Origin of the sequence: Legionella donaldsonii (genome assembly GCF_900452385.1) — a bacterium.
Lineage (GTDB): Bacteria > Pseudomonadota > Gammaproteobacteria > Legionellales > Legionellaceae > Tatlockia > Tatlockia donaldsonii.
In genome coordinates this window covers 2,296,136-2,308,486 of the sequence record NZ_UGOA01000001.1, presented here as the reverse complement: position 1 = coordinate 2,308,486, position 12,351 = coordinate 2,296,136, and the positions used below count along the sequence as shown (strand labels likewise).

The following is a 12,351-nucleotide window of genomic DNA, read 5'->3' as shown; positions in this document are numbered from 1 at the left end:
ATGTCGCGCTATTTAAGATATTGGATTTTACTGTCAGGGTTTTTCCCTGCCTTGCTATTTGCTGGCAACCAAGCTGATCACCATGATCCAGTTGCACCCGTGATACTCTGGGTTACTCTCATCCTTTTTTTTGCCATTCTGGGCCGCTATATTGCCAGACGCTTTAATCAGCCGGGGGTATTGGGTGAATTGTTGATAGGCGTTTTTCTGGGCAATCTATGTTACCTTTTTGGCTCGCAGCTTGTTGTTATTTTACGGGAAGGGTCTGCTATTTTTAACATCATGCGGGAAATGCTTGCGGGCATTTCTCTTCCCCAGGCAGTTGCGAGTAGTGTTTCTGATCCTTATTATGCCAAGCAAGTGACCGATGCACTAGGTAATGGTAACGGGATTGATTTAATCAAGGTGGCTTATGTTCTTGATATTTTTTCCCGTTATGGGGTGATTTTTCTTTTATTTATGGTTGGCCTTGAAAGTTCGGTAGAAGAGCTTAAACATACTGGCCGTGAATCAGTACAAGTAGCCATTATTGGTGTTATTGTACCTATTATCCTGGGTTTTGCCGTAGCCCACTTAATGCTGCCAAAGTCCTCCTACCAGGCTGATTTGTTTGTTGCAGCGACCTTGTCAGCGACGAGTATAGGGATCACCGCTCGTGTACTTGCCGAGATGAAAAAATTACGCACCCGCGAAGCGAGAACAATTCTTGGCGCGGCCATGATTGATGATATTTTAGGGTTGGTAATTCTAGCTATTGTCAGTTCTGTGGTGATTAGTGGGGTAGTTGATCTGGTCATGGTAGGGCGCGTTATAATTTCTGCTACCCTGTTTTTTATTGTTGTTATCACTCTTGGTCCTTGGGTTATCCGGAAGGCAGTAAGCTTTTTTAAATTTCTTGAGCTCTGGGAAGCTAAACTGTTTATTTCATTTATCTTTGTTATGTTGTTAGCATGGATAGCAACGCTGATTCATTTAGCAACTATTATCGGTGCGTTTGCGGCAGGACTCATTATTCATGATGGTTTGTTTGAATCGCGCACACGTTCTGCAAGTGATTCTTTAAGTATTCATAATCTTGTAGCGCCGCTTGAATCTATTTTGGCTCCATTATTTTTCATTCTCATCGGGATCCAGGTAAAACTGGAATCCTTTTGGGATTGGCAGGTACTGCTAATGGCCAGCGGTCTGATCGTTGCAGCTGTTGTTGGTAAATTAGTGAGTGGCTTGGGGGCAGATCGCAAAGATGATCGCTTGTTGATTGGGATAGGTATGTTACCGCGCGGTGAGGTTGGATTGATTTTTGCGTCTATAGGAAGAACATTGGGAGTGATGTCTGATCAACTGTTTTCAGCGATTGTTTTGATGGTTATTGTGACTACCGTTATTGCGCCGCCTTTTATTAAAGCCCGTTATGGCAAAAGTGATCAAAAAGGGGAGAAAGCATGAAGTTAAGCCAAATTGATATTTTGGCTGATGTTAAAAGGGCGCTGGAGGAAGATGTTGGGAATGGCGATGTTAGTGCTGCCTTACTGCCTGCTGAGTTATTTGCCGAGGCCGAAATTATCTCACGTGAACCGATGTTGGTTTGCGGGCGCCCCTGGGTCGATGCTGTTTTTGCCGAGGTAAATCCTGCGATAAAATTGGATTGGCTGGTAGACGAAGGGCAGTGGCTTGGTCAGCCTGCCACTCTATGCCAAATTAAAGGCCCAGCAGCTGGAATTTTAACTGCTGAGCGTTCTGCTTTGAATTTTTTACAAACCTTGTCAGCTACCGCCACAAAAACACATGAGTACCAGCTAAAGCTACAAGGCAGCAAGACTCGTTTACTGGACACCCGTAAAACATTACCAGGTTTACGCCATGCCCAAAAATACGCTGTAGCCTGCGCGGGAGGGGTCAATCATCGTATGGGTTTATACGATGCGTTTTTAATTAAGGAAAACCACATTAAAGCCTGTGGTTCTATTAGTCAGGCAATTAACCAAGCAAGACAAATGCGTAGTGATTTGCTGGTTGAGGTCGAAGTAGAGACGCTTGAGGAGATGCACGAAGCGTTGCTCGCCAGACCCGATCGTATTTTGCTCGATAATTTTAGCAATGCTATGCTGATGGAAGCAGTAGGAATTGCTAAACCTTATGGTTGTGAACTGGAAGCCTCAGGCGGTATTGATTTGAATACCATCGCTGCTGTAGCACAAATCGGCGTTGATTATATTTCAATCGGAGCTATTACGAAATCAATTCAAGCCATTGATTTAAGTTTACTGGTTAGGGAAGTTAAATGAATTCATCGATTGTTTTTTCTGGCGGCGGTACGGCTGGCCATGTCACACCTAACTTGCCACTCATAGAAGTGCTGCGACAGGAGGGTTGGCAAATTGATTATATTGGCTCAAAAGATGGTGTCGAAAAGGACATGATCAGCGCTTTAAATATCCCTTACCATGCTGTTAGCAGCGGCAAATTAAGAAGGTATTTTAGTTGGCAAAATTTTTTGGATCCGTTCAAAATTCTTCTTGGTATCGTGCAGTCTTATTGCCTATTACGCAAGCTTAAAACAGAGATCGTTTTTTCCAAGGGTGGTTTTGTTGCTTTTCCAATTGTTGTGGCGGCCTGGTTAAATCGCATACCAGTTATTGCCCACGAATCAGATATGAGTCCCGGACTTGCTAACCGGTTAAGCTTTCCTTTCGTCGATAAAATTTGTGTTACTTTTGGAGCAGCAAAAAAACATTTTAAGAAACCAGAAAAGGTGGAAATAACGGGTACGCCTATACGACAAGAGCTATTCAAAGGTTCGAAAGAAAAAGGTTTGGATTTATGTGGTTTTAATTACGACAAGCCTTGTGTATTAGTGATGGGAGGAAGCCAGGGCTCGGTAAAACTGAATACAGCGTTAAGAAGCATTTTGGATCCGTTGACTGCTTCCTATCAGGTGATTCATTTATGTGGTAAGGGAAAATTGGATAGCAACCTGATTAACCAGGCTAATTATTGCCAACTCGAATACGCGACTAGTGAGTTGGCGGATTTGTTTGCCGCAAGCGATTTGGTTATTTCACGAGCAGGAGCTAATGCGCTTTATGAAATTCTGTCTTTGCAGAAGCCTCATGTTTTAATTCCGCTTTCTGCCAAAGTTAGTCGGGGCGATCAAATTCAAAATGCGCGTTATTTTGCCCAGCAGGGAATTAGCAAGGTCGTTGATGATGACAATTTAACAGCAGAGAATTTACTGGCTGCAATTACTGAAGCTGGCCAGCAACGTGAAGAAATTATTGCTAAAATCAAGGCGCTTCATATTGAATCAGCTACCTTGAAAATTATTGCTCTCATCAAGGAACAGTTGCATGCTGAACACCCTAAAACTATATGAGTACATCGAGCAGGAATGGCAAAAAGAAATTCTGCCAAGCTTGTGCGATTACATTAAAATTCCGAATAAATCCCCCCATTTTGATGAGCATTGGCAGGAACATGGTTACATGGAGCAAGCGGTTAACCATGTTGCTGATTGGTGCAAAGCGCATGCTCCAGCAGGAATAATTTTGGAAGTTATCCGTTTGCCAGGCCGTACCCCCTTATTGTTCATGGAAGTACCCGGTCAGGTGGATCAGACGGTATTACTCTATGGCCATTTAGATAAGCAACCGGAAATGACTGGCTGGCAAGAAGGGCTTGGTCCTTGGCAACCTGTAATACGCGATGGACGTCTTTACGGCCGAGGCGGGGCTGACGATGGTTATGCTGCGTATGCATCATTGACGGCGATAAACGCATTGCAAGAGCAGCAACTGCCCCATGCTCGCTGTGTGTTAATTATTGAGGCCTGTGAAGAAAGTGGCAGTTATGATTTACCTTATTATATCGAAGCATTAAAAGACAAAATTGGACAACCTTCTCTGGTTATTTGCCTGGATTCTGGTGCCGGTAATTATGAGCAATTATGGATGACGACATCTTTGCGCGGTAATGTTGTTGGTGAATTATCGGTTGAGTTGCTTAATGAGGGGGTGCATTCTGGCAATGCTAGCGGTATTGTTGCTGATAGTTTCCGTGTAGCCAAACAATTAATTAGCCGTATTGAAGATGAAACAAATGGCGAGATTAAATTGGCAGCACTGCACTGTGATATTCCTCAGGAGCGTGTGAAACAGGCAAATGCCTGCGCCGCTGTTCTAGGTGATGAGGTTTACTCTGGTTTCCCTTTTCATACTGGTGTTGAACCGGTGACGCATGATAAACAACAACTCGTATTAAATCGTACCTGGCGCCCGGCCTTAGCTATCACAGGGGCTGAAGGTTTGCCCGCCATAGCAGATGCAGGGAATGTACTTAGAGCGAAAACAGCATTCAAGCTTTCCATGCGTCTGCCGCCTTTAGTCTGCCCCCAAGAGGCTGCGACAGCCTTGCAACACACATTAACACAAAACCCACCTTATCAGGCAAAGACCAGTTTTCGTATTGATGATAGTGCTAAAGGCTGGAATGCTCCATTGATGGCAGACTGGTTGGCAAAAGCAGTGGATGAGGCTTCATTGGCTTTTTATAAGAAAACTGCTGTGTATATGGGGGAGGGTGGTACGATTCCCTTTATGGCGATGCTGGGTGAAAAATTCCCTGACGCACAATTTATGATTACAGGTGTTTTGGGCCCGCACTCTAATGCCCATGGTCCTAATGAATTTTTGCATTTAGAAATGGTAAAAAAATTAACGGCTTGCGTCGCCTATGTGCTTCATTCACATTTTATATCATTAAGTCTCGACAGATAAAAAAAATACTGAGATACTCACTTGGCTCGCACAGGAGGAGTCTGATGCGAGACAAACGGTTTAACAAAAACCGTATAGTCCAATCAATAAAGGAGAATAAAAAATGAAAGCAAGTTTGTTTGCTGTTGTCTGGTTGCTGTTGGTCATAATCCTTCCAATTCATGCTGCAACCAATCAGCTCAATACGGTAATCCCGGCCGCAAGCCAAAAATTGAATGCTAAAGTAGATCTCAACAAAGCGGATATCAATACTCTTGCCAAGGCTTTTAAGGGTATAGGGAGAAAACGTGCCGAAGCGATTATCAAATACCGCGAAAGTAACGGGAGTTTTAAATCAGTGGAAGAGCTATCTCATGTGCGCGGGTTAGGAAAGCAATTCGTGGAAAAGCATTTACTCCAATTACAAGAGGTTTTTACAGTGAGTTAACCCATATAGGGGGCTGTTAACAGCCCCTCAATTTAACTAATTTATTTTGAACACTAACGGCGCGGGGAATCCCGCCGATTTTTGATAAATATTGATAGATTACTTGGCCTGTTTTTATCTTCAAATAAATCTTCATCAAGATCTGTCGATTTTTATCCAAATATGAGTTAAAGTGTTCGCCAAAAAAAAGAAGAGGTTGTTGCAGATGTTTAGGAAATTAAGGGGCGTTTTTTCCAATGATTTGTCCATTGATTTGGGAACAGCCAATACATTGATTTATGTAAGGGATAAAGGGATCGTTTTAAATGAGCCGTCTGTTGTTGCTTTGCGCAATGAGTCGGGTCAGAAACGAGTGGCAGCTGTTGGTTTGGAAGCAAAACGCATGCTGGGTAGAACACCTGGCAATATCAATGCTATTAGACCAATGAAGGATGGAGTCATCGCAGATTTCTTTGTTACAGAAAAAATGCTGCAACATTTCATTCATAAAGTGCATGAAAACCGGTTCTTGCGCCCAAGCCCGCGTGTCTTGGTGTGTGTGCCTTGTGGTTCCACACAGGTTGAGCGTCGTGCAATCCGTGAATCAGCCATGGGTGCAGGTGCGCGCGAAGTCTTCCTGATTGAAGAGCCGATGGCAGCAGCCTTGGGTTCTGGTATGCCAGTGGAAGAAGCCAGTGGTTCTATGGTCGTGGATATCGGTGGCGGTACTACTGAAGTCGCTATTATCTCTCTCAGTGGTATAGTCTATCATCAATCAGTACGTATTGGTGGTGATAAGTTTGACGATGCCATTGTTTCTTACGTGCGTCGCAATTATGGTACTCTGATTGGCGAAACTACTGCTGAGCGCATTAAGCACGAAATTGGCTCCGCTTTCCCGAGTCGAGATTTGTTTGAGATAGAAGTCCGCGGCAGAAATTTGGCAGAAGGGGTACCTCGCAGTTTCACATTGACCAGTGCTGAAATTCTTGAAGCCCTGCAAGAGCCGCTGTCAGGTATTGTGGGTGCTGTGAGAGCTGCCCTTGAGTTAGCACCTCCCGAATTGGCGGCAGATATTGCCGAGCGTGGTATGGTATTAACCGGTGGCGGAGCTCTATTGAAAAACATGGATACTCTCTTGATGGAGGAAACGGGTCTACCCGTGCTGGTTGCAGAAGATCCTTTAACCTGCGTGGCTCGTGGTGGTGGTAAAGCGTTAGAAACCATGGATCTGCGTGGCGGTGATTTCCTCTCAACCGAATAACTCAAATAGCAGACTTTTTGCTAAAGGCAAACCTAAATCGGTTAGTTTTGCGTTTGCCTTGGTGCTCTCATTGTCGCTTATGTTTTCAGACTACCGCTATGGATATCTTGATAGCGTCCGTGGTGGTTTTGCCTTGCTTGTTTCTCCATTGCAATACGTTGTTGACTACCCTGTCCGGGTTATTGGTTGGATCCAATCTTTAGTCAGTGCCAAGAAAGCCCTCATTGATGAAAATATAAAACTGCGCTACCAGCAAACAATGCTTGAAGCGGAATTGCAGAAGCTTTTAGTTATCAAGGAAGAAAATTCACAATTGCGCGAGTTACTGCTTACCTCGTCCAAGGCGAGAATGCGTGCAATGGCTGCACAAATTCTGGCAGTTGATACCACGAGTGCACGGCAGTTAGTTGTCTTGAATAAAGGAAAGCGCGATGGTGTTTATACGGGTCAGCCTGTACTTGATGCTAAAGGGGTCATGGGACAAATTATTGATGTAGGCTATATGACCAGTACGGTTCTATTAATTTCCGATTCTAAAAGCGCGGTTCCGGTAAGAAACAATCGAACTGGCGAAAGGGCCATTTTGGCTGGTACTAACAGTATGAGCCAGTTATCACTAATCAATTTGCCAAGAACCTCGTCGATTAACAAAGGTGATCTCTTGGTTACTTCTGGACTTGGCCGTCTTTATCCAGAAGGTTATCCCGTTGGTCGAGTTGAAGAAATAAAAAGTATTCCTGGTGAAGATTTTATAAAAGTTGATGTTAGCCCTATTGCTTTACTCAACAGGAATCGCCTAGTACTTCTCATCTGGCCTGATAAAGAGCAGACTGCATTAACGGCACAGATTAATGAGCGTATGAATGCCATAGGAGCAAATGCATGAATTCGTTAAATTTGCGTTTGATTATTGCAATCATTTTAGCGCTTGTACTGACTATTTTACCTTTACCGGATCTTTTAGTGGGACTTAGGCCACCTTGGGTTTTGATGCTGGTTTTGTATTTACAGTATTATTTACCTGATCATTTCAATATCAGTCTCCTTGTGATTATCGGTTTAATGCTGGATGTTTTATTAGCTACTGTCATTGGTGAACATGCTTTCGCTCTTTGCTTTGTATCCTGGATAGCCAGTAATAAAGCTCGGCGGTTTTCGTTTTTTTCCATAGGGCAACAAATGGGGCTGATAGGATTTTTCTGTCTACTTTACCAAGTACTGATTTTAACCATAGATGCTTTCTTGGGATTTCATATTGGTTTTCTTATGTCTGTAGGCAGTGCGCTTATTAGTGTTTTATTTTGGCCGTGGGTGAGATTACTTGCGGATGATACCTTGCTTGCCAAGGCGCCTTACCGGCGATAGTTTATTAGGGTCTGTTGAAACGCCTCCCGAAAGCATTGATTGATTGCCTGCCTTTCGATGCTCATTTACCCAGCAAAAATGTCAACCAGCTCTTGTTAGATCTGGAAAATTTATTTTTTAAATCAATATCCTCTTAAGATAGATCTAAGTATTTTACATTGTTATACTGAAAATCATTAAATCCTTTGGCATGGATTGCTATGTGGCTTGTGCGGATTGCCTTATCTCGACCTTATACTTTCGTCGTCTTGGCATTAATGTTATTGATTATTGGGCCATTGGCCATATTACGCACCCCAACCGATATTTTTCCAGATATTGATATCCCGGTGGTCAGTGTGGTATGGGGTTTCAGTGGTATGCCACCCCAACAGATGTCTGATTTAATCACCAGCATTTTTGAACGGGCAGCAACAACAACGGTTAATGACATCGAACATATAGAATCCGAATCGTTGCTTGGCGTCAGTGTGACAAAACTTTTTTTCCATAATGACGTCGATATTGCTGTTGCCTTAAGTCAGGTAACAGCGATTGCACAAACCTTGTTAAAGCAATTACCACCTGGCCAAACACCCCCTCTGGTATTAAGTTACAATGCTGCAACAGTCCCTGTACTGCAATTAATTTTAACTAGCCAAACTTTACCCGAGCAAGATTTATACGATTTAGGTAATAATTTTATTCGAACGCAGCTTGCCACAGTACAGGGCGCCGCATTGCCTTTCCCTTATGGTGGGAAAATACGTCAGGTACAAGTCGATCTTCAGCCGGAAAAAATGCAAACCTATGGTGTTTCGGCACAAGATATTAGTGCAGTGATTAATACACAGAATTTAATTTTACCTGCTGGCACAGAGAAGATTGGCCTGTATGAATATTTAGTCAAACTTAATGCCAGTCCTTTAACAGCGGATGAGTTTAATAATTTTCCCGTGAAAGCATTACCGCACGGTGGTGTGCTTTATATTCGCGATGTTGCTCATGTTCGTGATGGTTTCCCCCCGCAAACCAATATTATTACTGTTAATGGAAAACGGGCCGTGATGATGTCCGTGCAAAAAACAGGGAATGCATCGACCCTTAACATTGTAAGCCGAGTGAAAGCCCTGTTACCTGTCGTAAAAGATATGATGCCTGCAGCCTTGAATTTGTCTACTTTTGGCGATCAATCAATCTTTGTTCTTGCTGCCATTGATGGGGTTATTAGGGAGGGGCTTATTGCAGCCTGTTTAACAGGCTTGATGATTTTAATTGTTCTTGGTAGTTGGCGAAGTACTTTTATTATCGCACTTTCTATTCCTCTGTCTATCTTGGCTTCGCTAACGATCTTGTCTGCCTTGGGGGAGACAATCAATATTATGACCCTGGGTGGTTTAGCCCTTGCAGTGGGAATTTTAGTCGATGATGCGACTGTAGCCATTGAAAATATCAATTGGAATTTAGAACAAGGTAAAGAGGTGGAACAGGCCATTCTGGATGGTGCGGAACAAATCGCTATTCCGGCACTGGTTTCAACACTTTGTATTTGTATTGTTTTCGTGCCTATGTTTTATCTGGGTGGAGTAGCACAGTATCTATTTGCTCCTTTAGCAGAAGCTGTTATTTTCGCCATGTTAGCGTCTTATATTTTGTCACGTACTCTTGTTGCGACGATGGCCAAATACTTGTTAAAAAAACATGAGCCTATCCATGATCCAGATAGTCTTAGCCGTTTTCAGCGTTTTCACGCTGGATTTGAAAGATGGTTTGAACGTTTTCGCCAACGTTATCTTACGCTGTTAACAAAAGCGTTAGACAACAGAAAGGTTTTTATTCTCAGTTTCCTGGGGTTTATTTTAGTATCAATAGCTCTTTTAGCGCCCTGGCTTGGTTCTAATTTTTTCCCCAGCGTGGATGCTGGACAAATTAAATTACATTTTCAGGCTCCTACCGGGACAAGGGTAGAGGAAACTGCTCGCTTGGCAGGAGAAATTGGTCATGTTGTGCGCGAACTTGTTCCCGAAGAAGAATTATTTAGTATCGTTGGCAACATTGGTTTACCTGTCAGTGGTATCAATTTATCCTACAGTAACTCAGCGACCAATGGGGCTAGTGATGCTGATATTTTGATTGCGCTGCAGGAGAATCATAAACCAACAGAGGATTATATTCGTGATTTAAGGCCGTTGCTCCAGAAAAAATTTCCAGGAGTCACGTTTTCCTTTTTGCCAGCGGATATTGTCAACCAAACGCTTAACTTTGGCTTACCTTCAGCGATTGATATTCAAGTCATTGGTTTAAAGCAGGAGGAAAATATTCGTTACGCCTCTAAAGTATTAGAGCGTTTGAAACATGTCCCTGGCGTAGTAGATGCCCATCTGAGGCAAGCCTTTAACTACCCTGGTTTTCTAGTCGAGTCAAATCGCAGTCGTGCACGTGAGTTGGGGTATAGTCAATTCGATATTGCCAATAATTTGTTGATTACTCTTTCAGGAAGTTTTCAAACCTCACCGACCTTTTGGGTTAACCCAAAGAATCATGTTTCTTATCCCGTGGCCACTCAAACACCACAGTATTATATGAATTCATTACAGGCTTTGGGTAATATTACTGTTGCCAATGCTGCAAAAGATACAGATCCACAGATTCTGGGTGCGATGATGCATGCAAAACGCACTATGGAACCCGTTGTTGTTTCTCACTACAACGTTCAGCCTGTGATTGATATTTTTGCTTCTATACAAGATACCGATCTGGGTTCTGTTTCAAAGGCTATCAATAAAATTGTCAAAGATACCAAAAAGGATGTGCCAAAGGGGTCTTCTGTCGTTGTTCGGGGGCAGATACAAACCAAGGATGAAGCGTTTACGGGCCTCTATCTGGGACTTATTTTTTCTATTCTTCTCGTTTATTTACTTATCGTGATTAATTTCCAATCATGGCTAGATCCGTTCATTATTATTACCGCTTTACCAGCTGCACTTGCCGGTATTGTGTGGATGTTATTCCTTACTCATACTACGCTTAGTGTTCCCGCTTTAACGGGGGCTATCATGTGTATGGGGGTAGCCACTGCAAACGGTATTTTAGTGATTAGTTTTGCGCGGGATCATATGAAAGAAGGCCATGATCCGTTTACCTCTGCTCTTGAAGCGGGAAAATCCCGCATACGACCGGTATTAATGACTGCTTCGGCGATGATTATTGGTATGTTTCCTATGGCACTTGGCATGGGGGATGGCGGTGAGCAAAATGCCCCGTTAGGACGTGCTGTTATTGGCGGCTTGTCATTTGCAACAATTGCCACCTTATTTTTTGTTCCTACGATTTTTTGCCTGATTCATAGCCGCAAGCATAAAAAAGAGCAAGGGGAAAAGCATGTCTGACGAAAGCCAATTGCCGATGGCGTCTCACACGTCGCGTCGGGTTATTATTATTGTTTGTCTTATTTTATTGCTTGCCTTTGTTATTATTTTTTTTCGTGTGCAGGCTAAGATGGCGTTGCGTGTAGAAACCAATGCGAATGCAGTACCGATTGTGGCGACTCTTACTACTAAGCCAGGTCCTTTGACGGAGGAAATTATTTTACCAGGTAAGGTTGAAGCCTGGCATGAAGCAACAATTTACGCGCGTACAAATGGTTATATTAAAGACTGGTATGTTGACATTGGTAGTAAAGTGAAAGAGGGTGATTTACTTGCTATCATTGAAGCACCGGAAGTCAATGCCCAGTTACACCAAGCTGAAGCTGATTTACACACCGCGATTGCCAATAAAGATTTGGCTGATATTACAGCAAAACGCTGGCTCCATTTATTAAAATCAGATTCTGTCTCCAAACAGGAAACTGATGAGAAAGTTAGCAATCTAAAAGCGACGACAGCAATTATGAAATCCGCGCAAGCCAACCGCGATAGATTGCGTGATCTAGTGAGTTATGAGCGAGTCATTGCACCTTTTGATGGTACGATTAGTTTCCGCAATATTGATATTGGTTCACTCATTAATGCAGGTAGTGGTACTAATGTTTTTTCTTTATTTCATATTGTGCAATCGAATCCTATACGTGTATATGTGCAAATTCCACAAACCTATGTGAATAATGTTAAACCCAACATGGAAGTAAGTTTATATTTCACTGAACATCCCGGGAAAAAATTTCCAGCCAAACTGTACAAAACAGCGGATGCGATTAATGTTGATTCCCTGACTTTGCTTGCTCAATTCTGGGCGGATAATCCCAAGGATGAATTACTGCCTGGTGGATATACGGAAGTCCATTTCAATATGCCCCTTTCGTCAAAACTTATTCGTTTACCAGTGAATACACTTATCTTTCGTGCCCAAGGCTTACAAGTGGCTGTAGTTAATAAGAATAATAAAGTGGATTTACGCCCAATCACTGTAAGTCGTGATTTTGGTACTGAAGTCGAGGTTAATACCGGTCTTCAAGTTGGAGAGCTAGTTATTTTAAATCCACCAGATGCTCTTATAGCCGGGCAAGAGGTGAAAATAGCATCCAAAGACAATGAAACACCACAAGAGCCAGCCCCAAAATGAAA

At 42.9% G+C, this 12,351-nt stretch carries 10 protein-coding genes; all 10 read left to right on the top strand.

Annotated features, from left to right (window positions below; translation table 11 throughout):
* Window positions 1-1,446, top strand: a complete 1,446-nt coding sequence (locus DYC89_RS10445; protein WP_115221732.1) for a cation:proton antiporter — start codon at window positions 1-3, stop codon at window positions 1,444-1,446.
* Window positions 1,443-2,285, top strand: coding sequence for a carboxylating nicotinate-nucleotide diphosphorylase (gene nadC / locus DYC89_RS10440; protein WP_115221731.1), 843 nt, complete (start codon window positions 1,443-1,445; stop codon window positions 2,283-2,285). The genes DYC89_RS10445 and nadC overlap by 4 nt, the downstream gene beginning before the upstream one ends.
* Window positions 2,282-3,373, top strand: a complete 1,092-nt coding sequence (locus DYC89_RS10435; RefSeq protein ID WP_115221730.1) for an undecaprenyldiphospho-muramoylpentapeptide beta-N-acetylglucosaminyltransferase — start codon at window positions 2,282-2,284, stop codon at window positions 3,371-3,373. Before nadC ends, DYC89_RS10435 begins: the two co-directional genes overlap by 4 nt.
* Entirely contained in the window at window positions 3,348-4,772 is a 1,425-nt protein-coding gene (locus DYC89_RS10430; RefSeq protein ID WP_115221729.1) for a M20 family metallopeptidase, read from the top strand. The genes DYC89_RS10435 and DYC89_RS10430 overlap by 26 nt, the downstream gene beginning before the upstream one ends.
* A 103-nt stretch (window positions 4,773-4,875) precedes the next feature.
* Window positions 4,876-5,199: a ComEA family DNA-binding protein gene (locus DYC89_RS10425; RefSeq protein WP_115221728.1), complete on the top strand. Its 324-nt coding sequence runs from the start codon at window positions 4,876-4,878 to the stop codon at window positions 5,197-5,199.
* A 205-nt stretch (window positions 5,200-5,404) separates the two neighbouring features.
* Window positions 5,405-6,442 (top strand): rod shape-determining protein, encoded by a 1,038-nt coding sequence (locus tag DYC89_RS10420; RefSeq protein ID WP_025385468.1) that lies wholly within the window; start codon window positions 5,405-5,407, stop codon window positions 6,440-6,442.
* Complete coding sequence (mreC, locus tag DYC89_RS10415; RefSeq protein WP_115221727.1) at window positions 6,420-7,328, top strand: rod shape-determining protein MreC; 909 nt, start codon at window positions 6,420-6,422, stop codon at window positions 7,326-7,328. The genes DYC89_RS10420 and mreC overlap by 23 nt, the downstream gene beginning before the upstream one ends.
* Window positions 7,325-7,807, top strand: coding sequence for a rod shape-determining protein MreD (mreD, locus tag DYC89_RS10410; RefSeq protein WP_115221726.1), 483 nt, complete (start codon window positions 7,325-7,327; stop codon window positions 7,805-7,807). The genes mreC and mreD overlap by 4 nt, the downstream gene beginning before the upstream one ends.
* A gap of 200 nt (window positions 7,808-8,007) precedes the next feature.
* The gene (locus DYC89_RS10405) at window positions 8,008-11,175 is read left to right on the top strand and encodes an efflux RND transporter permease subunit (RefSeq protein WP_115221725.1); all 3,168 of its coding nucleotides are present in this window, start codon (window positions 8,008-8,010) and stop codon (window positions 11,173-11,175) included.
* Complete coding sequence (locus DYC89_RS10400; RefSeq protein ID WP_115221724.1) at window positions 11,168-12,349, top strand: efflux RND transporter periplasmic adaptor subunit; 1,182 nt, start codon at window positions 11,168-11,170, stop codon at window positions 12,347-12,349. Before DYC89_RS10405 ends, DYC89_RS10400 begins: the two co-directional genes overlap by 8 nt.
* Window positions 12,350-12,351 lie beyond the last annotated feature (2 nt).

Excerpts from the sequence above, each read along its gene's own strand:
- DYC89_RS10430 (WP_115221729.1), top strand. The coding sequence starts at position 3,348 with ATGCTGAACACCCTAAAACTATATGAGTACATCGAGCAGGAATGGCAA.
- DYC89_RS10425 (WP_115221728.1), top strand. The coding sequence starts at position 4,876 with ATGAAAGCAAGTTTGTTTGCTGTTGTCTGGTTGCTGTTGGTCATAATC.
- nadC (WP_115221731.1), top strand. The coding sequence starts at position 1,443 with ATGAAGTTAAGCCAAATTGATATTTTGGCTGATGTTAAAAGGGCGCTG.
- DYC89_RS10405 (WP_115221725.1), top strand. The coding sequence starts at position 8,008 with ATGTGGCTTGTGCGGATTGCCTTATCTCGACCTTATACTTTCGTCGTC.
- DYC89_RS10420 (WP_025385468.1), top strand. The coding sequence starts at position 5,405 with ATGTTTAGGAAATTAAGGGGCGTTTTTTCCAATGATTTGTCCATTGAT.
- DYC89_RS10400 (WP_115221724.1), top strand. The coding sequence starts at position 11,168 with ATGTCTGACGAAAGCCAATTGCCGATGGCGTCTCACACGTCGCGTCGG.
- DYC89_RS10435 (WP_115221730.1), top strand. The coding sequence starts at position 2,282 with ATGAATTCATCGATTGTTTTTTCTGGCGGCGGTACGGCTGGCCATGTC.
- DYC89_RS10445 (WP_115221732.1), top strand. The coding sequence starts at position 1 with ATGTCGCGCTATTTAAGATATTGGATTTTACTGTCAGGGTTTTTCCCT.
- mreD (WP_115221726.1), top strand. The coding sequence starts at position 7,325 with ATGAATTCGTTAAATTTGCGTTTGATTATTGCAATCATTTTAGCGCTT.